Here is a 23,083-nt window from a genome sequence, read left to right on the forward strand (position 1 = left end):
CTACTACCATCGCTACTTCGGCTATTTAGTCCGGAAGATTACATCTGTGGACGCCCACCGTATCCGCACCGATCCGGCGTTTGCCCGTGTGCATAAGTATAACGTCGAATTTGGTGTCTGCGCGTATGCCGTCAAATTGTTGCGCGCGGCCTTCCATCCACTTTTCGCAACGCTTGCGGATACCCGCATGACCAGCCGGCTAACCAGCGCGATGCTCGCGGTGATGCATGCCGACCGCCAGCACGTTCTGGGCCGACGTGTATTGACCGCTGAAAATATGTCACAGCTAAAAGGTTTTGAGTTCAATAACGACACCCACTTACACAGCGTGCTTGCGGGCACTCACACCGCCGCTATAGATCGCAAAACAAAAACCTGCACCGTATCGCTACAAGCATGCCCGACTGGCCAATTCGTGAAGGCGCCGAAGGCCGCCACACATTTTCAACTAACGATGGGGATAGCCGCTGTCAACCATCGTACCGGTCAATATGTCCTGCATACTCAAAAAGGGCCGCCGCAAGCCATCAGCACGCGCTCGCATGACTCCATTACGTTGGTCAACCCGTTACCCGCTATAGAAGGCGGCACGGTGCTGATGACATTGGGAGTAGAATTCTTCCAATACGTCAACGGCATCTTATGTCCCTTGCGCGACCGCCAGCAGCAAGCGCTGGCGATCGTACTTGTAGCAACCGGCGTGCGCCGGCCCGCAAGGCATGGTCGCGAGCATGCCCTTGATTGCTCACGACGACCGATGTCACGCCGCCTTCGGCACAACGCTCGGAAAGTTGTTTCGGATCAACCAACGGCTACCTTCCTGCACCACTACGATATACGAGGTAAACCGCAGCACAGCACTTTCGAGATGAACTTTGGCAGTGGCCAGATTGCCAAACACTTCCACCGATGCGAAGTCGACCGTACGGGGTGAACCGCCAAAGCGTTTGGTTTCTACGAGGTGTTTGTATTCTGTTTTGGAGAATGTAAAGATGCCGGGCTCACCAAAGAAGCCGTCTTGTACGTTTTGATAGTCGGCGTGTAGTACTTTTTCGAGGAGCGCCGGATCGTTTGTGTCGCCACCTTTCAGAAATTCACGGACGGTGTTCTTTACAGCTTCGATTGTTTGTTCTTGCGTATTCATAGTTTTAATTGTTTAGCAGTTGGGTGATGGATTGTTGGTAGGTGGTTTGCCAGTCGTCAGTAAAGCTGCGCATGGCGGTACCACCCACGGTAATAAGGCGTACGTCGTGTATGCCCATGAATGCGAGCATGTCTGTGAGGTAATATTCAAAGTTCTCGGTCGTGCGCAGGCCCGGGCGCCCGTCGCCCATGGCAATAATGACGTACCCTGTTTTGTTGTGTAGCAGTCCTTCGTACTGGTTGCCGTTGCGCCGGAAGGTTTCGTTTGCACGTACCACCAGGTCGAACCACGCCTTCAGCGTCGACGGTATGCCAAAGTTATACATCGGGCAGGTAATGAGTATCTCGGGTGCTTGTTTGAGCTCATCGCATAGATGGTTGCTGAGCGTGAGTACCTGCATGTCGCGCTTCTCCATATAAAATGCGTTGGCGACTTCGTCTGATAAATGCGGCAGCGGCTCGTGGCCGATGTCGCGGTGTATAATGTCGCCCTGTGGATAACGATGTTTCCACGCTCTCACAAAAGCGTCGCCTAAGGTCCGGCTGAACGACCCTTGCCGGCGTATGCTGGCATCGATGCGCAATAGTGTCTTCATGTTTGTTGTAATATTTGTGTAGAAGACAACCAGCCGCGACAGAACGTGACAAGAAAATATTACGAAATCGTACGGAGTTTTTCAGGGGCTACAATGGAGAAGATGTTGCCAATCTGGCCGTCGGCGGTGATCTCTAATACATGGCAATTATACAATGTGCCGTTCTTATAGAAACAGATTGCTGGCTGGTGATTGATTGTCGTAAAGGTATACTCGGTGTCGCGCAGGAATAACGTGTATACATGTTGCAGCAATCGCGCGGCGGCTTCCCTGCCTACGGCTACATCCTTTACAACCTTCACGCTACGGCCACCATCGGCCATCAGTCGGATATCTTCTACGAGCAAATGCTCGAGTGTATCGAGATCCGCATCCAGGATCGATTGAATGTATTTTTCCAATACGCCCTGAGCGGGCATATCGGCGCGGACTGGCGTTTGATCCAGGGACTTACGGGCCCGGGTGAGTAGTTGCCGCGAGTTCTCCAGGGTGGTGTCCAGCACTTCCGCTATTTCTTCGTGGCTGTATCCGAAGGCTTCTTTTAAGATAAACACTGCCCGCTCTTTGGCATTGAGCTTTTCCATTAACACCAGCAAGGAATAGCTGGCGGTCTGCTCTTTGATCAGGTTGAGGTCGGGGCTTTCAGTAGCCATCGGTTCCGGCAGCCACACGCCGTAGCCTTTTTGTTTTTCGGCACGGTTCTTAAAATTGATGGAGGCGTTTATGACAGTCTTGATGAGGTAGTTCACTTCGTGCTCGATGTGTCGCTTGTCGAGTGTGATGTATTTTTCCATTGTGCTCTGTACGAGGTCCTTAGCGTCTTCGTACGAGCCGACGATGTTGTAGGAATAGGTCAATAGCTTGCGGTACGTGGCGTCCATGGCGTTGCTTTGCGGTGAAGACAAAGATAGGCGCGGAAACGTGACAGACTTCGAATGTCGCGGTTGAATCTATATAAAAACGAGGGGAGATCGAACCCTCCTAAACTCTTTTAGCGTCGCAGCAAACTTCTCCTCCTCTACCGGTTCAGCCCATCCAAAGTCTTGACTTTGGAATCCCATCATATCCTGATCCAAAACTATCCCTGTATCAAAAACTATCTCGCCATTATGCACAACAATCAATGAACTGGTAACAGTCGCTATATCGCTACCTCTTGGCTTAAGTTCCAGGCATTCTGCATTTGTTTCAAAACAGATCCGGAACTTGCCTTCCATACCTTGGACGGCTTTAGCTCCGGTGTCAGCTTTTCAAAATCATACTTATCGAGTACTAAATACACGGCCCATTCTCCATCGTCAAGTGGTAGACCCCTAAGCGGATTAAACACCGCGCTGTCGTAATGAAGCTGCGCTTCTCTTGTTTTGGACGTTCGAAAAACAATCGGATATCCCTTCCAAAAGAATATTGCTGACAAGAAAATCCCGATGAGCACTATCGATAGTATGGCTATTTTCCTTCTGTTCATTGGGCTAGAAATTATTCACTCCCTGCAAGCTATAAAAAAAGAGGCTTTCCGTAACCAGCGGAAAGCCTCCAAACCAAACTAACTCCCTATGAAAGAGTTAAATCTTATATATCCTTAGTTCTCTGTATCCCACCATACGCGGCCTGTGAGCAAGTCACCGCCCCGCACAGCATCGTGCGCTACTTTATAGTTCACCGGGTTGTTGTTCGCTTCGGTAAGCGGATACGGGAATCTGCGAGGAATCGTACCGTTGGTAGCGTTGCCCGGATAGTTCACGGGGGTGAGCTCAGGGAAACCGCTTCTGCGCCAGTTGATCCAGGCTTCATAGCCATTCAACAGCGTGGCAGCCCAGAACTGTGTGTTGATCTGCTTCAGACCGTTGGCAGCATCGTACGGATGAGCTGCTACATAGTCGTCGGCGGCAGCATCAAGATCACCTACACCGGGATATTTCTCAAAGTAGGTGATGCCAGCTTTTGTACCTGCGTTGTAGTGTTCTTCGGCATTGCCGCCAACACTCCAGCGCTGCGCGGCATCGGCCAGCAACAATTCAGACTCCGCATAGGTGAGCACGAACGTCGGGCCGGCCAGGCTTAGCAGGCTTGGGCTAAGGCTTGAGTAACCACCGATAGCGTCGGGCAATGGATTCTGACCATCGATATCGAAGCCGTTGGGCAAACCTTTCTGCGAAGCGGGGTTTGCGTTACCGCCCAAGGCAGTACCGTCTTCGGCATACGTGGGGTTGGTGACGGCGATCACTGCCAGGCGTGGATCATTGTTGCTCTTCATGAAGTCGACATACGTTTTCGAAAGCTTCACTTGCACATTTTCGGGACCTTTCAGCAACACAACACTGTTACGGTTTTGTGTAGTCCAGGAACCCGAGGGGTCGTGTACAACCACCGCGTTGTCTGCATTACTTTCAAAGGTTTTGCCAACGGCCTTGGCAACATATGCCTTAGCAGTCTCTGGTTCTACTTTTGTTAAACGCATTGCCGTGCGGAGCAACAGGGTATACCCGAATTTACGCCACTGGCCGATCTCGCCACCGTAAAACAGATCTCCTTCAATCTTGCCGGCGCTATCATCCAGGGCAACCGTAGCCTCTTCGATCTCTTTCAGGAGGTCACCGTAGACCTTGTCCTGTGTATCGTAGGCGAGGAAATACTTCTGGGTATAGTATCCCAAGCCGGCATCAAAATACGGCATATCTCCGTACATATCTGTAATCCGGCCCAGGATCATGGCACGCATCAGGCGTCCTGCCTGATAGAGATTTTTATGCTCTTCCTTGTCCTTTGTCAGCTGGATCAGCTCGATCGCGAATTTCAGCTGTTCGGTATATGCACGCTCCCAGTACGCACCTGCATAGCCTGTATTCAGCAAGTACTTATCGCCGGCCCAATAACTGGTTACTGCGGCAAGCTGTTGCATCATGGTTGATGCATAGATCAGATTACTGCGCCATGTTTCATACGCGTTATCAGGGCTACCGGTATAATTAAGCTGCGCGGTTGTTAGCAAATACGCAGGCTCATAATTACCCGCTCCGTAGGCCACGGGATCTGTATTGATCTTTGCAAAATCATCGGTACAACCGGTGGTTACAAAGGCGCCGGCAACGGCGAGTGCTATATAGGAAAGATATTTATGTTTCATATTGTTCAGCATTGACGTTCTTATACGATTAGAACTTAACATTTAAATTGAAACCATAGGTACGCGTCGGTGGTACGCCACCTTGCTCCAGACCCGGTGCAAAGGTCGAGTAGTTCGCCTCGGGGTCTATGTTGTCTGTCTTCTTTGAGATAAAGAAAAGGTTTCTTCCCACAAAACTGAGGGTTGCGCTCTTGACAACGTTACCCAACAGCGCGCCCGGCAACGTATAGCCTAACGTTACCTGACGAAGCTTGACGAAGCTTGCATCGTACACGAACAGCTCAGAGACATTGGAAGCCAGGCCAGAATAGTACGCCTGACCGCTGGTCAGCTTGTCATTTGAACCCGTTACACCAGCGCGAAGCGGTAACGTCTCTTTATGCAGACCGAATTGATAGGCGTAGAAGTTCGTACCCGAGAACACCTTACCACCGAATTTGCCGTCGATGAGGAAGCCGAAATTGAATTGTTTGTACGAGAATTCGTTATTCCAACCAGTAGTCCATTTGGCAATGGCTGAGCCATAGGTTTTCAAGTCGCCTTGTGCAGGCACGCCGTTGTCCTGGTATTCTATGTTACCATCAGCATCACGCTTATAGTCGAACGCCATGATCTGGTGCGCAGCATAGCCCACCACATGTTGGGTAAAGCCGTTACCACTTCGCGCCGTATTTACACCCAGGGAGTTTTGACCGGCGGCCAGTTTCAACACTTCGTTCTGGTTGAACGAACCGTTCAACGTAGTCGTCCAACGAAAATCCGTCTTTTGAACCGGAATAGCGGTGATCAATGCCTCAACACCTTTATTGCGGAGTTCACCGATATTCAGCATCACGTAGTTGTAACCAGAGGTACCCGATGCTGGAGCACGGATAATCTCATTCGTTGACTTTTTATTATACCAGGCCAGGTCAAGACGCAGACGGTTTCCAAGGAATCCCAATTCTGTACCAACCTCGACTTCCGTCGCTTCAGAAGGAACCAGGGCACTGTTCGGAATCGCATCGTTGATCACGGTACCAATCGGATTGCCGTTAATCAGGCGCGGGTCAATACCATAGTTCAATACTGTTTGGTAAGGGTCGGTTGCACCCCCCACTTTCGAGAAGCCTGCCCGTAATTTACCGAAGGTTACCGACGGACCCAGGTCCCATATCTCAGAGAACGCGAAGGAACCGTTTACAGACGGATATAAGATGTCCAGGTTCGATTTGGAAATATTTTGTCCGGGTACCGCCAGCGTAGAGAACCAATCGTTACGCGCAGTAGCCGTCAAGAACAGGAAGTTCTTATAGGAGAAATCAACCATACCATAGAACGACTGCACTTCCTGGTTGTAGTTTTTGTAGTCAAGTGATTTATTCCTCGGGTTGGTGACATTATATACAAAGGGTATAGCGAAGTTATCACCGTTTTGAACCATTCTTTCTTCCTGTTGCTTACGCAGGTTACCGCCTATACTCGGTGAGATTATCAGGTCTGTTCCGACTTTGAACGGTTTGCCCACCAGGAAGTCGGCATTCATCTCATAGAATTTAACCGTCGTCTCGCTGATACTTCCTCCGGGCTTGTAGGCCGTACCCGAAGGTACTACGCCGGTGATGCGATCGGTATACGAATCACGGCCGACACGACCTTGTACAAAGAAACCGTTGTCAAATGTATACCGTGCAGTCAGCGATCCGATAAAACGCTCGCGTTTTGTGTCGTTGATAAAATTCCGGGCGGCAAACCAGGGGTTTGTAGCATACGTATTGCTGCTAAAAGGCATTTCCGTTCCGTCGGCCTTCGTACCCGGTTTCATTGTGTTAATGTCCAGGCTCGTAGGAATGAACATGGCCTGGAAGTTGGCGTTGCCTGCACCGTCCGATAGCATGGGGCGGTTTGTAACATCGTCCAGCACAAAGTTGGCACGTGCGTCGACCTTCAAGCGCTTCACTGGCTCGAGGTTGATCGCCAGGTTAAAGGCGTTTCGCTTGAGGCCCGAGTACGGCACTACCGACTTGTTGTGCAAGTCGCTCGCCGACATCCGAATACCACCGCCGGCAAAACCCTTGCTAAAGGACACCGTGTTAGTGAATGTGCTACCAGTACGGTAAAATTCTTTCATGTTGTCTTTGTGCGCAACATACGGACGCGCTACGCCATCGAAGTTCACCACATCAGTACCGTCCAACAGGCCGCCCCAGCTATTGCCACCGGCATCCAACGCAGCCGCCTGTGAAACAGGTTTAATGCCGTTGGCACCCTGGCCATAGGTCTGTTGCCAGTCCGTCAGGTCAATGATGTTTTCCATCACAAAGTTGGAATTCCATTCTACCGTGCCTTCACCTTTACCACTTTTCGTGGTGATCAGGATAACACCTGCCTTTGCGCGTGAGCCGTAGAGCGCCGCTGCAGCACCACCTTTCAGTACTGTCATGGATTCGATGTCGTCCGGGTTGAGGTTCGAAATACCGTCACCTTTGTCCGGCTCATTTACCCACTGATCTTTCAGCTTGTTGCTTTCGTTGCTCATGGGCACGCCGTTAATAACATACAACGGCTGGTTGGTTTGGGTAAGGCTCGATACCCCGCGAATGAGAACGCTGGTTGAGGAACCCGGACCACCGTTGATAGAACTAACGTTCACGCCCGCCACTTTCCCTACGAGCGAGTTTGCAACGTTTATCTCGCGCGCTTGTGTGAACTGCTCTCCTTTTACTTCCGTCACCGAGTATCCCAGTGATTTCCTGTCTCTTTCAATACCTAAGGCCGTAACCACGACCTCATTCAACTCCGTAGCATCTTCCTTTAACACAACGTCAATGTTCGTCCGGTCTTGAACCGAGATCTCTTGAGTTGCAAAACCGATAAAAGAGATTACCAGCACATCATTTGCTGCGCTGGGAGCCGTAAGCGTAAACTTTCCTTCTGTGTCAGTAGAGGTGCCGACCGAAGTTCCTTTGATGATCACCGATACGCCAGGAATGGGCGCACCGTCCGTTGCCGAAGTGACCTTTCCGGTCACAGTCTGGGCGTATGCCGAGACGCTGGCCAATAGCAACAACGTGACCAGCCCGAGTAGACTTTTCTTCATTTAGATTGGGTTTGGGTTAAAATTTTATTCTCTGCGAATTGCCGCCTGCCGAATATTCTAGCGGCAAATCCACGATCGAAAGTAGATTATGAAAGAAATAAAAGCAAGAAAATTTTTAAAATGTGTACGCACACATTTACTTTGTGTGCGAGAACATTGAAACTCACCGTTTTGGCAACGTTTTCTTATCACTCACGAAAATTGTTTTTTTGAAGTATGGTCGAGAAAAACATCAGGATCAAAGACATCGCCCGCCTGGCGGGTGTATCGGTCGGAACCGTGGACCGTGTACTGCACAACCGCGGTCGGGTTTCACCGGAGGCGCTTCAAAAAGTCACTGCCGTGATGGAGCAGATCGACTACAAGCCTAACCTCCTGGCGCGTACGCTGGGCTCTAATAAAAACTACCGCATTGCCGCCATCCTGCCCGATCCCAACCAGGACCCCTACTGGGCGCAAGCCAGCCTGGGCATTACGCAGGCCCAACTGGAGTGGGCACAGTACGGCATCCAGGTAGAGCTGTTTTTGTTCGACCTGCTCGACCGTGACTCGTTCCAAAAGACCGCGCACCGTGTGCACCTCGCACGGCCCGACGGCATTCTGATCGCCCCGACATTCTACCACGAAGCGCTTCCCATCTTTGAGCTTTTCCGCGAAACCGATATTCCGTTCGTTCTTTTTAACACCAACATCCCCGAAGCCCAGCCGCTCAGCTTTATTGGTCAGAACCTGCACCAAAGCGGACGCGTCGGCGCCGAGCTCATGAACCTGGGCCAGCACGAGAAGGGTACGCTCGCCGTGTTGCACATCGACGAAGACATTCAGGACTCTGTCCACTTGTTGGAAAAAGAACGTGGCTTCCGCGAATACTTTAAAGAGAAAAGCAAAGTCGCATTTGATATCGTCGACTTTAACATGAACCCGAAAGACCCATCGTTTGAAGATCAGTTCAAAACGTTGCTGGACGACAAGAGCCTGCGCGGTTTGTTTGTGAGTACTTCCAAGGGTACAGCGGTGGCAGCTTCAATCGTAGAGAAATATGGCCGCCAGGACATTCGGCTGGTGGGCTACGATTTGCTGGAAGAAAACCTGCGGTATTTACGGGCGGGTGTCATTGACTTCCTGATCAATCAGAACCCGAAGCGGCAGGCCTCGCTGGGCATCAGCCACCTGGTCAACCACCTTATGTTTAAAAAAGGCACGCCGTCCACCGATCTCTTCCCGCTGGAGGTGATCACGCAGCAGAACGTCGAGTCGTACCTCGGCTCGGGCATTCACTAGTCCGGCGTATACCGGTTTTCCGGCCGATTATTCTATTTTTGCACCGCCATTGGCGATGCCCTGTATGAAATTTGACCTTCTTGCCACGGACCCCGGTTCGTCTGCCCGTGCCGGCCTGTTGCACACCGCCCACGGTGTGATTGAAACTCCTATTTTTATGCCCGTCGGCACGGCAGGATCGGTTAAAGCCGTGCATCAGCGCGAGCTGGAACAGGACATTCAGGCCCAGATCATCCTGGGCAATACGTACCACCTCTACCTGCGCCCCGGACTGGGCGTGCTGGAAAAGGCCGGCGGCCTGCATCGCTTCAATGGCTGGAGCAAGCCCATCCTGACCGACAGCGGCGGCTACCAGGTGTACTCGTTGGCCGCCAACCGCAAGATCACAGCTGACGGGGCGACCTTCAAGTCGCACATTGACGGCTCGCGCCACCACTTCACCCCCGAAAATGTGATGGACATTCAGCGGACCATCGGCGCCGACATCATCATGGCCTTTGACGAGTGCACGCCGTACCCCTGCGAATATGCCTATGCCAAAAAATCGCTGGATATAACACACCAGTGGCTCAAACGCTGTGTAGACCGCATGCAGACGACGGAACCCAAGTATGGTTACGACCAGGCGTTGTTCCCGATCGTGCAAGGCAGTGTCTACAAGGACCTGCGTGAGCGCTCTGCGGAGTTTATTGCTGCACAGAACCAACCCGGCAACGCCATCGGTGGTCTGTCTGTAGGTGAGCCGCATGAAGATATGTATGCCATGACCAGCCTGGTGTGCGCCATTCTGCCGGCCGACAAGCCGCGGTACCTGATGGGCGTCGGCACGCCGGAGAACATTCTCGAGTGTATCGCGTTGGGTGTAGACATGTTCGACTGTGTCATGCCTACACGCAATGCCCGCAATGGCATGCTTTTTACAGCCGATGGTATTATCAACATCAAGAACGAACGGTGGAAGGAAGACCTCTCGCCGATCGACGCAACGCTGGGCGGCTATGTCAGCAGCTTCTATTCGAAGGCCTATCTGCGACACCTGATGATCAACAAAGAAATACTCGGCGCGCAAATTGCTACGATCCATAACCTCACTTTCTACCTGTGGCTGGTGAAAGAAGCCCGCAAAAAGATTCAGGAGGGCACCTTTGCCGCCTGGAAAAACGACATGGTGAAGCGAGTGCGCGAAAGACGCTAAGACTATGAAGCTACTGGACAAGTATATTCTGAAAAATTTCCTCAGCACGTTCTTTTTCGTGGTGCTGATCCTGCTGGCCATCATTACCGTAATCGATATGACGGATAAGATGGATAAGTTTGCGAAGGCCCAGCTAAGCTCCGGGCAGATTGCGCTCTATTACCTCGACTTTGTTCCCTGGATCGGCAGCCTCGTAGCGCCCATTACCATCTTTATCGCTACCGTATACATCTGCGCACGCATGGCGGGGCATACCGAGATCATCGCCATGCTCAGCTCCGGCATGAGCTTCAAGCGTATCGTCGTCCCATTTTTCATCGGTGCGGCAATCGTCGCGGCCCTCATGTTTGTTCTTAATGGCTGGGTTATTCCTAACTCCAACAAACGGCGCGTAGCCTTTGAAGTACAGTACCTGAAAAACAAATACTACTTCGACAAACAGAACATTCATATACAGGTGGCGACCAACACATACCTGTACCTGAAGAGTTATAACAACACCAACCAGACAGGCTATCAGTTCAGCATGGAAACATTCCAGGACAACAAGCTGATGGAAAAGCTGACCGCCAGCCGCATCGAGTGGGACACGGCAAAATTAAAATGGACGCTACGCGACTGGCGCCTGAAGCGGGTGGAAAAGATCTTCCGCACGGTGGGCACAAATACGGCCGGCGATACCACGCTGGTCACGACCGGTACCGAGCTCGACACCACCCTGGTGATCCATCCGAAAGAATTTGAAAGCGACTATCGTAAGTACGACGGCATGACCATGAACGAACTGAACGAGCACATTCGTACGTTGCGTTCGCGCGGGTCTACCGGCATCGAGACGTATGAGGTAGAGTTATATACACGCTATACGGCCCCCTTTACAATTTTCATTCTTGTGTTTATGGGCGTAATCGTATCGTCGCGCAAAAGCCGCGGGGGTACGGGCGTACAGATCGCGTTGGGCTTTGCGCTTTCGTTCATCTTTATTTTGTTTTTTACGCTTTTCAGAACGTATGCTGAAAACGGGTCGGAGTCGCTTACACCGCAGATCTCCGTCTGGATTCCGAACATCATCTTTGGGGCGGTGGCACTCTGGATGTATAAATACGTGCCTCGCTAACCATCATGGCTTCTCGCAACGACTACGTCAAACTTCATTTCATTGTTTTCCTGTGGGGCTTCTCCGCGATCCTCGGTAAGCTCGTTTCCATTCCCGCCGTGGAGATGATTGTGTGGCGTGCGCTTTTCTCCTTCGCGGGTATGGGACTCGTCATCCTGGCTACCCGTGGTAGCTTCGTTGTTAGTACACGCGACCTGATCCGGTTGTTGCTGATCGGCGCCGTTGTCGCCTTTCACTGGATCGCCTTCTTCGGTGCTGCCCGCGTCTCCAACGTATCGGTGAGCCTGATCGGCTTTGCCACCAACTCGCTTTGGGCGGCTGTGCTCGAACCCTGGTTCAACCGCACCCGCATCAAGAAATTTGAGATCGCCCTGGGCCTGGTGGTAATCTTCGGCCTGTACATTATATTCTCCTTCGACTTTCAATATAAGCTCGGTCTGCTCATGGGTATCGCAGCCGGTTTTACCTCGGCCTTGTTCTCGATCTTCAACTCCCGCGCGGTTAAACACCTGCAGCCGTTCACCATTACGTTCTATGAAATGATCGGCGTATTTCTGGCTACGCTACTCTTCCTGCCGGTATACCAGTATTTTTGGGCAACTGACCATGTGCTTCGCCTCATCCCCACCGGCATGGACCTGTTATATATTGCCATCCTCGCCGGCGTGTGCTCTGTTTATGCTTACTCGGTAGCGGTGGAGTTGATGAAACGTATTTCTGTTTTTGTTATTCAGCTTAGCCTTAATCTGGAGCCGGTCTATGGCATCATCATGGCCACTATCATCTTCGGCTCCGCCGAGAAAATGGGGTGGAACTTTTACGTCGGTACCTGCATCATCATGCTGGCCGTTGGCGCGTATCCTGTCTTAAAGAAGCGCGTGGCTGCGGCTCGCGAGCGCGCTGGCACCAAGTAATATAAATACTCTACGCCAGTCTGAGACTGGCTGCAGTTTTAGGCACAAGTACCGCACCTACGCTAACGCTTGGTGCTAATACTTGCGCCAGTTGCGGCGCATTTTGCACCTCTGCAAAACCATGTACGAATTTTTTCGTAAATAGTATTGCATTTATCCCGACCACCGATTAACATTGTACTACGAAAACATTCGTACATGAGTGACAAGCCTCTGAAACCCACTGAAAAAGAGCTCGAAATCCTTCAAATTTTGTGGGAAAACGACGCCGTATCCGTCAAAGACGTGCACGAAAGCCTCGGCGGCGAAGCCATGAACGGCTACACCACCATCTTGAAGCTGATGCAGATCATGACTGAAAAAGGCCTTGTATCGCGGGAGCGCAGTGGTAAGCTCCACCTTTACAAAGCCGAATTGTCGCAGGAAAGCACCCGGCAGCAGATGGTTGACAAAATGATCGACACCGTCTTTCAGGGCTCCGCCGCGCAGCTGGTGCTGAGCGCGCTGGGGAACAATCGCTCCTCGAAAGAAGAGCTGCTCGAGATTCGCAAATACCTCGAAAAACTGGAAGGAGGTAGTCATGAGTAGCCTGTTGACCGAAGCCCTGGGCTGGACCCTCATTCATTCGCTCTGGCAAGCGCTGCTGGTATACGGCACGGTGACGATCGTGCTGCGTATCATTCCGTCGCATCGCTCGTCGCTGCGGTACGCCGTCGCATTGAGTAGCCTGGCCGTGGTGCTCGTGGCGAGCACGGCAACGTTCTGGTGGTATAGCCAGGTCCCGGCGCACCCCACGGGTGCAGTAGACGTGACCTATACCTTCATCGCTTCTGACATTGCTGCGCCGGCGCCGGCCAGTGTGTGGGAGCAGATGCTCACACACGTGGCGGCACACATGAACCTGATCCTGGCGGTTTGGTTTGCCGGTGCGCTGCTGTTCTCGTTACGTGTGGCCGGTGGGGCGTGGTATGTCACGTCGCTCCGTCGTGCATCGTCACCCGTGGGCCACGCCTGGCAACAACGGCTGGATGCGCTGGTGCAACAACTGGACATCCACCGGGTTGTAACCCTGGCCACTTCTGTGCGTCTGCAGGCGCCGGTGGTGCTGGGATATATCAAGCCGGTCATCCTGGTGCCGGCCGGCATGCTGGCGGGCCTGTCGATGGAGCAGGTAGAAACAATCCTGCTGCACGAGCTCGCCCACATACGCCGACACGACTACCTGGCCAACCTGGCACAAATGCTGGTCGAAGCGCTATACTTCTTCAATCCGTGCATCTGGGCGCTCTCCGCGCAGGTGCGTACCGAACGTGAGCACTGCTGCGACGATGCCGTGGTGTACTATGGCGGTAATGCCCGGGCTTATGCCACGGCCCTGGTACAGTTGGAGGAAGTCCGCTTGCGTCAGACCGGTGTGGCGTTGTCACTCGCCGAAAACAAACATCAACTTCTAACGCGTATCAAACGAATTATGGAAAAATCTGTCCAACAAAATACCGGTCGCGAACGGCTGATACCAGCTTTCTTGTTAGTGATCGGTCTGGTATGCGCCTCCTGGGTCGCCTTCGCGCAAAATACTGCCGAAGCGGAACAGCAGCAGGCTGCCGCGCAGAAAACGGTAATCCTCAACGCCGATACCATTTTCATACAAGGCCCGAACCCGAAAGAAAACAACCGCGCTTACTACGAACGTCGTACAACGGTTACAGTAGGCAAAGACGGTAAACCGCACGAGGTCACCTCGGAGGTATACGAAGGCGACGAGGCTATGCGCGCGAGCATCATGGCGGCTGTCTCCAGTCCCGACGTGCCGGGCTTCCCGACCCCTCCCCGAAACGTCTTCGCCTTTGCGCCGATGGAGCCCCTGGAACCGGTCGAGGTGCTCATTCCCAACGTAGACGTTGTATTCGAGGCATTCCCACCTTTTCCTCCGCTGGATGTCGTTCTTAGCGACTCACTGCCACGCGCACAGCGATTTGGCTATGCCGCCGACCTCGAAGCCATGCAGGAAGCCATTCTCGAAAAAATGAAAGAACAGTTCGGCGATTTCTACGGTGAGCACCAGGCAGAGTTAGAAAAGATCATCAAAGAAGCGGAAGCCGAATTGGCTAGGGCGGAAGTCTCGTTCCGTGCAGCCGATTTCGAAGCACAGCGTGACCTCTTTGAAACACATAGGCGCGTCCGCGACGAAGCGCGCCAGTATATGGCTGAGCAGCAAAGAGAAATGCAGCGCCACGACGAAGCGCTCCGCAAACAGGAAAAGGTGCTGCAAGAACAAACCGTTGAGCTGCGCAAAAAGGATGAAGAAATGCGAAAAGAGCATCAGAAACTCGAGCGCTATCACGCAGCACTCCGGGATCAATTAATCAAGGACGGGTATATCAAAAAAGGTAGCGATATATTCGAGATTCACGAAACCGATACGGAAATGTCAGTAAATGGCAAGAAGGTAAAAGACAAAGACTTCGCGGCATACCGTAAGCTACGCAAGAACTACGTAAAAGAATAACACTACCGCGATCGGCATAAAAAAGCTCCGGCAGACAAGGTTCTACCGGAGCTTTCTAGTTAAGATACTTTCATTGCACTACCACCGCCTGGCCATTCCGTAACTCCTCATACGCTTCGGCCACCACCCGTTCACCCGGCTTTAACGCGCCGAACACCTCTACCAGCGAGTCGAGCACATGCCCTTTTTGGACGGGCAGCCACTCGGCAATATTCTCTTTCAATCGGATCACAAACATACCCTCCGTGGATTGAATCAAGGCCGTACGCGGCACAAACAGGGTGGACTTATTACGCGCCACCGGCAGCTTCACTTCTGCATACATACCGGCCTTGAGCTCCCCCTGGCGGTTATCCATATCAAACTCCGCGATCATCGTCCGGTTGCTTTCTTGTAAGCTCCCGGCACTCCGCGCAAACTGCGCACTATACTCTTTATTGGGATCGGCTTGTACTGTAAAGGAAACGGCGCCCCTATCCGGTATAGCATTCGACAGGTTTTCGGGCACTGCAATTGTCAGACGCAGGCGTGCGTGATCTTCCAGCACAAAGAGCGGCTTGGCGTTGCCCTCGGGGCCGACAAGCTCGCCCGGGCTGATGTTACGCTCGATGACGGTGCCATCGAACGGTGCAGTCACGGTTAGGTAGCTCACGAGTTGTGATTGCGCCGCCAGCTGCGCCCGTGCCGCCGCGAGGTTGCTGCCCGCCGCCGTCGCCAGCGCACTATCGGCCAGCATGCGCGCATATGCCATATCAAGCTCGTTGGCAGAGACTGCACCTTTTGTGCGACTCGTCGCCACAATACGCCGGTGCGTCAGGCCACTCGCTTTCATCCTGGCTTTTGCTTCGATCAACGAAGCTTCGGCGGAAGCCTCTTGTGCACGTGCATGGTTGAGCGATGCTACGAGCTCTGGCGCCTCCAGCACTGCGAGTACCTGACCTTTGCGTACGACCGTGCCCCGGTCGGCTTTCACCGATCCTATATATCCTTTCACACGCGGAAAGATGTTTGTTTTATTCCACGGCTTCAGCTCGCCGGGCAACACCGTTTGCAGCGACGGCTGCAAACTCTGTACAGCCGCGGCATGTACCACGGGGACACTACTCGCCGCGGCAGTCTTTTTTTCTTCATGCCCGCAGGCGGTCAGCAACGCCAGGCTCAGGGCCGGCAGTACGATATGGAGACGGAACAAGTTCATAGACAATTATGATTTCGAAGTATAGAATTTACTGTTTTGGTCTTCCGGGTCGAGCGACACCGATTCAAGAGAAGTGTTCCGCTGCATGCGTGCAAACACGGCCGGCAGGATCAGCAACGACGCGAGCGTCGATGCGATAAGTCCGCCGATCACGGCTTGCCCCAGGGGCGCCACCTGATCGCCGCCTTCGCCGAGACCCGAGGCCATCGGCACCATGCCAGCAATCATCGCGATGCTCGTCATGAGAATCGGCCGGATCCGGCTACCCGCCGCCAGCAGCCCCGCGCGCCGTGCATCTTTTACTTCCAGCCGCAGGTTTTCCGCATTGGTAATCATCAGGATCGCGTTTGCGACCGATACCCCCACGGACATGATCATACCCATATACGATTGCAGGTTGAGCGTCGCACCAAACAACAATAGCATCAGCAGCGAGCCCGCCAACACCGCCGGTACCGACGAAAGTATTGCCAGCGAAAGTTTGAACGACTGAAAGTTTGCGGCCAGCAACAGGAAGATGATCACGATTGCGACCACCAGTCCGCCTTGCAAACTGGAGAGCGTCTCGGCGAGCAGCTTTACCTGCCCCTTGAACTCGATCGCCATACCACGCGGGGCTTCCCCCGCACGTGCTACAGCTTCTTCCACGGCCTTACTGGCAGCACCCAGATCTTTCTGATGCAGGTTTGCCGTAATAGTCACCAGACGATTGGGACCTGAACGATCGTATTGCCCCGGACCACTTTCTTCTGAGAACGTCGCGACGTCGGTCAGCGTTGGATGCAGGTTACCACTTTGCAAGGGTATATTGGCAATGTCTTCTACCGCCGTCATTTTATACTCGGGCACTTGTACCTGCACCTGGTACGCCAGGCCTTTGTCATTATCAAGCCACAGGTTTTTATCGGTAAAGCGGCTGGACGACGTCGCGGCGACCAGTGACCGCGCCACTTGCGTAGGCGTTATACCCAATTGACCGGCACGCTCGCGGTCCATTTCGATGCGCAAAATGGGATAGTCCATCGGCTGGGCTATTTGCACATCGCGCAGAAAGGGGATCTCTTGCATATTCGCCATCACCTTGCGGGCAAACTTCTCCGCCTCCCGAATATTCTTCGCGGCAATGTTTACCTCGATCGGTGTTGCGGCCCCCTGGCTCATGATCTTGTCAACGAGCTCGATGGGTTCGAACGACAGCCGCAACCCGGGAACGGCTTTCGTAATGCCGACGCGCAGGCGCTCTTTCAAGGCGTCGATGCGCACGGGATAGTCTTCGTGCAGCGATACCTGTAACACCGCTTCGTGCGGGCCACTGTTAAACACGAAGATCTGCGAAGTACCGTAGCTGGTGGGCACGTTGCCCACATAGGCTGAAGTAATGGCAATATGCTCCGCACCTACTTCCTTGCGGATTACATCCAACACCTTTAAGGTGATCTCTTCCGTGCGCTCCACGCGCGTACCATCGGTCGCCCGAAGCCGCAGCTGAAACTGGTGACTGTTTGCCTTCGGGAGAATATCGGTACCGATCGCCCAAAACGCCACGCCAATCAATATGCAGGAGCCTGTCAGGTATACCGTTGTCCATAGTCCGCCACGATCCATGATCTTTTCCAGCCAGCCGGTATAACGAATCTTAAAGCGGTCGAAGGCGGTCTCGCGGTGCGGGTGGCGTCCTTCTTCTACGACTGCGGCCGCCTCACGATCGTCCAGGGCCAATGCCGGGACTTCAGGATAGTGCTTATGATCTTTTAACAGCCAGTTGGCTAACACGGGCACGAAGGTTTGTGATAATAAGAAAGAAGCCGTCATGGCAAATCCCACGGCCAGTGACAACGGGAGAAACATCGAACGGGGTATCCCACTCATGACAAACGCCGGCGCAAACACGGCGAGGATCGAAAGCAGAATGAGCAGCTCGGGAAAGGCAATCTCCTTACATGCGTCCCAGATCGCCTCCGCCTTGGGCTTATTCATCTCCAAATGCTGGTGTATATTCTCGATCGTCACCGTAGCCTGGTCGACGAGAATCCCCACCGCCAGCGCCAACCCACTCAACGTCATAATATTGATCGTCTGCCCAAACAGGTTTAGTAAGATTACCGCGCTCAGCACGGACACCGGTATTGTCACCACCACGATGACCACACTGCGCCAGTCGCGCAAAAACAATAACACCATCAACCCCGTCAGCAATGCACCCAATGCACCTTCGGTCACCAGGCTTTTCAGCGCGTTGGTGACATACGTCGACTGGTCAAACTCATACGAGATCGAAACATCTTCCGGTACGGCGTTCTGCAACGTCGGCAATGCCGCACGAATGTTGTTTACAACATCCAGCGTGGAGGCATCGGATTTTTTTACTACCGGTATATATACAGCGCGGCGGCCTTGTACCAGCGCATAGCCCACGGTAATATCTGCCGCATCTTCTACCGTACCAATGTCGCGCACAAACACCGTCGGTCCGGAGCCTACCCGCAAAGGTATATCCAGAAAGTCAGCGGGTTTGGCAATCAGTGAATTGACCGGCGTCATCAGCGTACGGTTGCCAATGCGAATGTTACCCGCGGGCGAAGGCTGGTTATTCACACCGATGGCGCGAATGACTTCTTCCGGCGTGAGCTTGTAGCTCCGCAGACGCTGCGGATCGACCTTGATCACGATGGTACGTTGATTCCCCCCGAGCGGCGGCGGGCTGGATACACCTTCGATCTTCGAGAACATCGGTCGTATGCGCGACGAGGCATAGTCCTGTATTTCGTTCAACGGCCGCGACGGACTGGAAAACACCAGCTGGCCCACGGGCACCGAGCTGGCATCAAAACGAATTACCTGCGGCGGCACGGTCCCCTCCGGCATATAGGCCTTCGCCCGTGAAATATTATTGGCCACCTCGGCTGCCGCCTGCGCCATATCCGTGCCGGGATAAAATTGTAGTTTGATCAACGACATCCCCTGGATGGTCTTCACTTCCACATCGCGGATACCCGAAACATAGAGAAAGTGATCCTGGTAACGCGTTGTGATAAAACCATCCATCTGGTCGGGCGCCATACCACCGTAGGGCTGCACGACATAGATCGTCGGCAGATCGAGATCGGGAAAGATGTCGACCGGTATGCTGCGCATGGCCAGCACCGAAAAGAACAGGATGGCCAGGATCCCCACCATCACCGAAACAGGCTGCCGCAAAGCAGCGCGAATAAGTTTATACATATTATAAAGCCTTTTTATGGATTGATAGCATTCAGAAATACCGGCAGGTCGCCTTTAGCCGCCGCCACCATCAGCAGCGATCGCCACGCGTTGCTATAAGCAATGGCTACATCGGCCTCCGCCCGGTTGAGTACGACCATGCTTTGCAGCAACGTCGGCAGGTCAGTCAGGCCACTGGCGTAACGGGCACTGGCCTGTTTATAGGCCTGGGTTGCAGCAGCGAGCTGTACAGGCGCGGTGCGCGCTTGCTCACGCGCTACCTCGTACTGCATCTCTGCTTCCTTTGCCTGTCGTTGTAATCGCAGCGCCTGCTCGTTATATACTTCGTGGTCGCGGTCGGCGCGATAGCGTTCACTCTTGTAGCGATGCCGTATTTGCGCAAAGTCGGTAAGGGTCCAACGTGTAGAGATGCCCACCAGGTAATTATACACCTGGTAGCGAGTACCACTGGAAAAGTCGGTGCGGTACTGATCGTCTGTATTTGACACGCCGGAGCCACGCGCCCAGGCAGCACCCACCAACGAAATGGAGGGCAGAAAAGAACGGCCAATAGCCTTACTACGCGCCTGCGTTGTTTCCCAACGGAGCGCTTGCAGCCGCAACGCGGGATGCCGCTGCCATGCCCGGACGGCAGTATCGACAGGTTGTGGCAATGCCGTATAAAATCGCATGCTGTCGATCGCAATGGAATCACCCAAGACACCCGTAAGCTCCAGCAGCCGCAGCTGTCGCGCCTGCTCGTTACGGTGACTTTCTAATAGTAACAGGTTCGCTTTAGCATACTCCGCTTCGGCTAACGCACTGTCAACTCCCGGACGCAGCCCCGACTGTACACCCGCGGAGACTACTTGCCGGAAGTTTTCCGCACGATCACGATTGGACTGTTGAATATCCTCCAGCTTCTCCCCGATCAGCAAAAGCAAATAAGCATCTGCAACTTGCACACGATGTTGAAACAATTCGTTTTCGTACGCCGCCTGACTCGCTGCCAGTGCTGTACGAGCAGTACCCACCGCGGTGGACACTTTTCCAAAGTTGACAATGTTCCACTCGAGCAACGCCGAGGTAAAGCTGCCAAAGGTGCCGTCATAAATATTATCCGCGCGAATTCCTCCCGACGGCGAAATAACGGTGCCGCCATTGGGATAAAAGGAGCCCGTCACGCTGTTGTTGGTAGAGTAGGTGTACTGGTGCTGCACCGACAACCGGGGAATATAGTCGCTGGTACTCGTCTTCACATCTTGCTCCGCACTGTGCACCTCGGCCTGACGAGCCTTTAACGATGGATAATACTGTACGGCCTGGTCCAGCACCGCAGGCAGGCTCTGCTGTGCGTGGGTGGCATACGTACTGGCCAACAGGACCAGCACGAGCGTTAGCCTGGTAGTTCGACAATCGATCCGCTTTTGTTTCATGCCCACAATAGTACGGGGTCGATTCTGGAAACATTTTGGAAACGGAACTTCCCGGATTCCCATATTTTTCCAGAATTGAGGCCGTATATTCGATCACTTTTTCACAACAGGCTTTGAAAATACTCATCATTGAAGACGAGCGCGACCTGGCCGAAAGCATTGCGGCACACCTGACAAAAGATGGTTTTGTCACCGAAACCGTATTCGATTTTCATTCCGCCGAAGAAAAGATTAACCTCTACACCTACGATTGCGTTGTCGTCGATATCAACCTGCCCGACGGCGTGGGGTTCGATCTCGTAGAGATTCTAAAAAAAATAAAGGCTTCCTCCGGCATCATTATCATCTCGGCGCGCAATGCCCTGGAAGACAAAATCCGCAGCCTCGAGATAGGCTCCGACGATTATCTCACCAAACCTTTTCACCTCTCGGAACTAACGGCCCGGGTAAAATCCATATTACGTCGCCGCAATTTCGGTGGCAGCAACGAAATACGCTTCCACGAGCTCCTGGTGAACTACACCGCGCGCAAAGTTTTTGTCAACCAAACGGAAGTACCCTTATCAAAAAAAGAATACGACCTGTTGTTATACTTCATGTCCAACATCGACGTTGCCCTTACAAAGCCTGCCATGGCTGAGCACCTCTGGGGTGACAGCATCGACATGGCCGACTCATTCGACATGTTGTACTCACACATCAAGAACCTGCGCAAGAAACTCACCGACAAAGGGTGTAAAGACTATATACAATCTATCTACGGCATCGGCTATAAATTCAGCGACACTTGAAACTGTTCGATAGCACCAACCTCTACTACATTCTATTCGCCATCCTCACGTATATCATCGTTGGATTGGCGTTCTACCTGGTTGTCGAACACGTCATCTACCAGGAGGTGGAAGACCGCCTCACGGTCGAACGCCGCGACTTCGAGAACTTTACAAAGACTCACGGCATGTGGGACGAAAGCTGCTATTTCGTCGAAAACAAGATCGAGCTCGACACGGCCGGCAACCTGCCCGCGAACCATGCCGTATTCAAAGACACCCTGCTTTATAATCGCTATAGCAACGAGTACGTACCCTTTCGCGAATACAGCTTTATTACCACCATTGGCGCAACACCATACAAAGTCAGCATTCGCAAGTCACTGATCGAATCCATCAAGTTGCTGAAATCCATTACCGGCACCATGCTGATTGTACTCAGCATTGGTCTGTTGCTATTATTTTTATTCCAACGACGTATCGCCCGCACCATCTGGGAACCCTTCTACGCCACGCTGGCGTCTGCTAAAGCCTTCGACCTGAACGAGGGCCGTGGGCTGGCCTTGCGCGAAGAAAAGATCTTCGAGTTCAACGAGCTCAACTCGGTCTTACGTAAAATGACGGACAAGATCGCCCGGGACTATACGAGCCTGAAAGAATTTACCGAAAACGCCGCCCACGAAATTCAAACCCCGCTGGCGCTGATCAACAGCCGCGTCGAAGAGCTCATCCAACAAAGCAACTTCTCCGACGAGCAAATGCGGTGGATCCAAAACATCCACGAATCCTCCATACGCCTGTCACGCCTGCACCAGGCGTTACTGTTGCTCTCCAAAATCGACAACGGCCAATTCTTCGAGCACACCGCCATCGACTTTCACGCGCGCGTAACCGCCAAGCTCCAGGAACTGGAAGAATTCATCGCACACAAATCACTAACCGTAACCGTCACCTCCGTGGCATCCTTCGAAGTAGAGATGAACCCCACCCTCGCCGACATTCTCATCACCAACCTACTCACCAACGCCATTCGCCACAACGTACCCAACGGCCGCATCAACATCACTATTACGGGCACAACCTTCACGGTCGCCAACACCGGTGCCCCCCTCACCATCGACCCTGACCGCCTCTTCGAACGCTTCAAAAAACAACACCAAAGCTCCGCCTCCCTCGGCCTGGGCCTCGCCATCGTCAAAAAGATCTGCGACAACTATCCCCTCGACATCCGATATCAGTACGACAACACCCTTCACACGCTGACCATCCACCAACGCACATAATACAATTTTAAAGCACGCTGCCAACGCATCGTAGCGACCTGGCACAGCAACGCACACGCCAGATGTTTAGTATACTATACCTCCAATCGATTGCGTCCATTCTCTACTCAATAACTCCTCTACAACAACATTTCCCCAATTTCACAAAACATCGTTCACGCCCGTGACCAAAAAAGCGACACCCGCATCCAACTTGTATACATCCGTATCATTCCACAAAATATAAATCACCAG

At 52.9% G+C, this 23,083-nt stretch carries 17 protein-coding genes; 8 read left to right on the plus strand and 9 right to left on the minus strand.

Features of this window, described 5'->3' with window-relative positions; all coding sequences use genetic code 11:
- Window positions 1–760: 760 nt before the first annotated feature.
- The 6 genes from K7P01_RS32215 to K7P01_RS28070 all read right to left on the minus strand — a co-directional run bounded on the left by K7P01_RS32215 (window position 761) and on the right by K7P01_RS28070 (window position 7,945).
- On the minus strand, window positions 761–1,144 hold the full coding sequence (locus K7P01_RS32215) for a nuclear transport factor 2 family protein (protein WP_397311148.1): 384 nt from the start codon (window positions 1,142–1,144) through the stop codon (window positions 761–763).
- 4 nt (window positions 1,145–1,148) lie between these two features.
- Window positions 1,149–1,739: an FMN-dependent NADH-azoreductase gene (locus K7P01_RS28050; protein WP_267297914.1), complete on the minus strand. Its 591-nt coding sequence runs from the start codon at window positions 1,737–1,739 to the stop codon at window positions 1,149–1,151.
- Between the two features lie 59 nt (window positions 1,740–1,798).
- Entirely contained in the window at window positions 1,799–2,644 is an 846-nt protein-coding gene (locus K7P01_RS28055; RefSeq protein WP_267297915.1) for a sigma-70 family RNA polymerase sigma factor, read from the minus strand.
- Window positions 2,645–2,689: 45 nt separating this feature from the next.
- On the minus strand, window positions 2,690–2,956 hold the full coding sequence (locus K7P01_RS28060; RefSeq protein ID WP_267297916.1) for a hypothetical protein: 267 nt from the start codon (window positions 2,954–2,956) through the stop codon (window positions 2,690–2,692).
- Between the two features lie 365 nt (window positions 2,957–3,321).
- Window positions 3,322–4,866, minus strand: a complete 1,545-nt coding sequence (locus K7P01_RS28065) for a SusD/RagB family nutrient-binding outer membrane lipoprotein (protein WP_267297917.1) — start codon at window positions 4,864–4,866, stop codon at window positions 3,322–3,324.
- A gap of 28 nt (window positions 4,867–4,894) precedes the next feature.
- The gene (locus K7P01_RS28070; protein ID WP_267297918.1) at window positions 4,895–7,945 is read right to left on the minus strand and encodes a SusC/RagA family TonB-linked outer membrane protein; all 3,051 of its coding nucleotides are present in this window, start codon (window positions 7,943–7,945) and stop codon (window positions 4,895–4,897) included.
- Window positions 7,946–8,161: 216 nt separating this feature from the next.
- Here K7P01_RS28070 and K7P01_RS28075 point away from each other — a divergent pair, with 216 nt between their 5' ends.
- From K7P01_RS28075 to K7P01_RS28100, 6 genes are all read left to right on the plus strand, one after another.
- Window positions 8,162–9,226, plus strand: coding sequence for a LacI family DNA-binding transcriptional regulator (locus K7P01_RS28075; RefSeq protein WP_267297919.1), 1,065 nt, complete (start codon window positions 8,162–8,164; stop codon window positions 9,224–9,226).
- A gap of 64 nt (window positions 9,227–9,290) precedes the next feature.
- Entirely contained in the window at window positions 9,291–10,421 is a 1,131-nt protein-coding gene (tgt, locus tag K7P01_RS28080) for a tRNA guanosine(34) transglycosylase Tgt (RefSeq protein ID WP_267297920.1), read from the plus strand.
- 4 nt (window positions 10,422–10,425) lie between these two features.
- The gene (locus K7P01_RS28085) at window positions 10,426–11,538 is read left to right on the plus strand and encodes an LptF/LptG family permease (RefSeq protein WP_267297921.1); all 1,113 of its coding nucleotides are present in this window, start codon (window positions 10,426–10,428) and stop codon (window positions 11,536–11,538) included.
- A 5-nt stretch (window positions 11,539–11,543) separates the two neighbouring features.
- Window positions 11,544–12,452: a DMT family transporter gene (locus tag K7P01_RS28090; protein ID WP_267297922.1), complete on the plus strand. Its 909-nt coding sequence runs from the start codon at window positions 11,544–11,546 to the stop codon at window positions 12,450–12,452.
- 198 nt (window positions 12,453–12,650) lie between these two features.
- Window positions 12,651–13,040 (plus strand): BlaI/MecI/CopY family transcriptional regulator, encoded by a 390-nt coding sequence (locus K7P01_RS28095; protein ID WP_267297923.1) that lies wholly within the window; start codon window positions 12,651–12,653, stop codon window positions 13,038–13,040.
- Window positions 13,033–14,961 carry a M56 family metallopeptidase gene (locus tag K7P01_RS28100; RefSeq protein WP_267297924.1) on the plus strand — a complete coding sequence of 643 codons (1,929 nt, stop codon included), beginning with the start codon at window positions 13,033–13,035 and terminating at the stop codon, window positions 14,959–14,961. Before K7P01_RS28095 ends, K7P01_RS28100 begins: the two co-directional genes overlap by 8 nt.
- A gap of 70 nt (window positions 14,962–15,031) precedes the next feature.
- On the opposite strand, the gene K7P01_RS28105 is transcribed toward K7P01_RS28100, so the two are convergent.
- The 3 genes from K7P01_RS28105 to K7P01_RS28115 are packed head-to-tail and all read right to left on the minus strand — an operon-like array spanning window position 15,032 to window position 20,796.
- On the minus strand, window positions 15,032–16,159 hold the full coding sequence (locus K7P01_RS28105; protein WP_267297925.1) for an efflux RND transporter periplasmic adaptor subunit: 1,128 nt from the start codon (window positions 16,157–16,159) through the stop codon (window positions 15,032–15,034).
- A gap of 6 nt (window positions 16,160–16,165) precedes the next feature.
- A complete protein-coding gene (locus K7P01_RS28110) occupies window positions 16,166–19,381 on the minus strand; it encodes an efflux RND transporter permease subunit (RefSeq protein ID WP_267297926.1) in 3,216 nt (1,071 codons plus the stop codon).
- Window positions 19,382–19,395: 14 nt separating this feature from the next.
- A complete protein-coding gene (locus tag K7P01_RS28115; protein WP_267297927.1) occupies window positions 19,396–20,796 on the minus strand; it encodes a TolC family protein in 1,401 nt (466 codons plus the stop codon).
- Between the two features lie 113 nt (window positions 20,797–20,909).
- On the opposite strand from K7P01_RS28115, the gene K7P01_RS28120 reads away from it, so the two are divergent.
- Both K7P01_RS28120 and K7P01_RS28125 read left to right on the plus strand, forming a co-directional pair.
- Window positions 20,910–21,587: a response regulator transcription factor gene (locus tag K7P01_RS28120; RefSeq protein WP_267297928.1), complete on the plus strand. Its 678-nt coding sequence runs from the start codon at window positions 20,910–20,912 to the stop codon at window positions 21,585–21,587.
- Window positions 21,584–22,849 (plus strand): sensor histidine kinase, encoded by a 1,266-nt coding sequence (locus K7P01_RS28125; protein ID WP_267297929.1) that lies wholly within the window; start codon window positions 21,584–21,586, stop codon window positions 22,847–22,849. Before K7P01_RS28120 ends, K7P01_RS28125 begins: the two co-directional genes overlap by 4 nt.
- Window positions 22,850–23,083 lie beyond the last annotated feature (234 nt).

Origin of the sequence: Parachryseolinea silvisoli, from assembly GCF_021190955.1 — a bacterium.
Taxonomy (GTDB): Bacteria; Bacteroidota; Bacteroidia; order Cytophagales; family Cyclobacteriaceae; genus Ohtaekwangia; species Ohtaekwangia silvisoli.

What these genes read in the sequence shown, in the direction of transcription:
- K7P01_RS28065 (WP_267297917.1), bottom strand. Translation starts at nt 4,866, where the DNA reads ATGAAACATAAATATCTTTCCTATATAGCACTCGCCGTTGCCGGCGCC.
- K7P01_RS32215 (WP_397311148.1), bottom strand. Translation starts at nt 1,144, where the DNA reads ATGAATACGCAAGAACAAACAATCGAAGCTGTAAAGAACACCGTCCGT.
- K7P01_RS28110 (WP_267297926.1), bottom strand. Translation starts at nt 19,381, where the DNA reads ATGTATAAACTTATTCGCGCTGCTTTGCGGCAGCCTGTTTCGGTGATG.
- tgt (WP_267297920.1), top strand. Translation starts at nt 9,291, where the DNA reads ATGAAATTTGACCTTCTTGCCACGGACCCCGGTTCGTCTGCCCGTGCC.
- K7P01_RS28100 (WP_267297924.1), top strand. Translation starts at nt 13,033, where the DNA reads ATGAGTAGCCTGTTGACCGAAGCCCTGGGCTGGACCCTCATTCATTCG.
- K7P01_RS28050 (WP_267297914.1), bottom strand. Translation starts at nt 1,739, where the DNA reads ATGAAGACACTATTGCGCATCGATGCCAGCATACGCCGGCAAGGGTCG.
- K7P01_RS28090 (WP_267297922.1), top strand. Translation starts at nt 11,544, where the DNA reads ATGGCTTCTCGCAACGACTACGTCAAACTTCATTTCATTGTTTTCCTG.
- K7P01_RS28105 (WP_267297925.1), bottom strand. Translation starts at nt 16,159, where the DNA reads ATGAACTTGTTCCGTCTCCATATCGTACTGCCGGCCCTGAGCCTGGCG.
- K7P01_RS28060 (WP_267297916.1), bottom strand. Translation starts at nt 2,956, where the DNA reads ATGGAAGGCAAGTTCCGGATCTGTTTTGAAACAAATGCAGAATGCCTG.
- K7P01_RS28095 (WP_267297923.1), top strand. Translation starts at nt 12,651, where the DNA reads ATGAGTGACAAGCCTCTGAAACCCACTGAAAAAGAGCTCGAAATCCTT.
- K7P01_RS28070 (WP_267297918.1), bottom strand. Translation starts at nt 7,945, where the DNA reads ATGAAGAAAAGTCTACTCGGGCTGGTCACGTTGTTGCTATTGGCCAGC.
- K7P01_RS28115 (WP_267297927.1), bottom strand. Translation starts at nt 20,796, where the DNA reads ATGAAACAAAAGCGGATCGATTGTCGAACTACCAGGCTAACGCTCGTG.
- K7P01_RS28075 (WP_267297919.1), top strand. Translation starts at nt 8,162, where the DNA reads ATGGTCGAGAAAAACATCAGGATCAAAGACATCGCCCGCCTGGCGGGT.
- K7P01_RS28085 (WP_267297921.1), top strand. Translation starts at nt 10,426, where the DNA reads ATGAAGCTACTGGACAAGTATATTCTGAAAAATTTCCTCAGCACGTTC.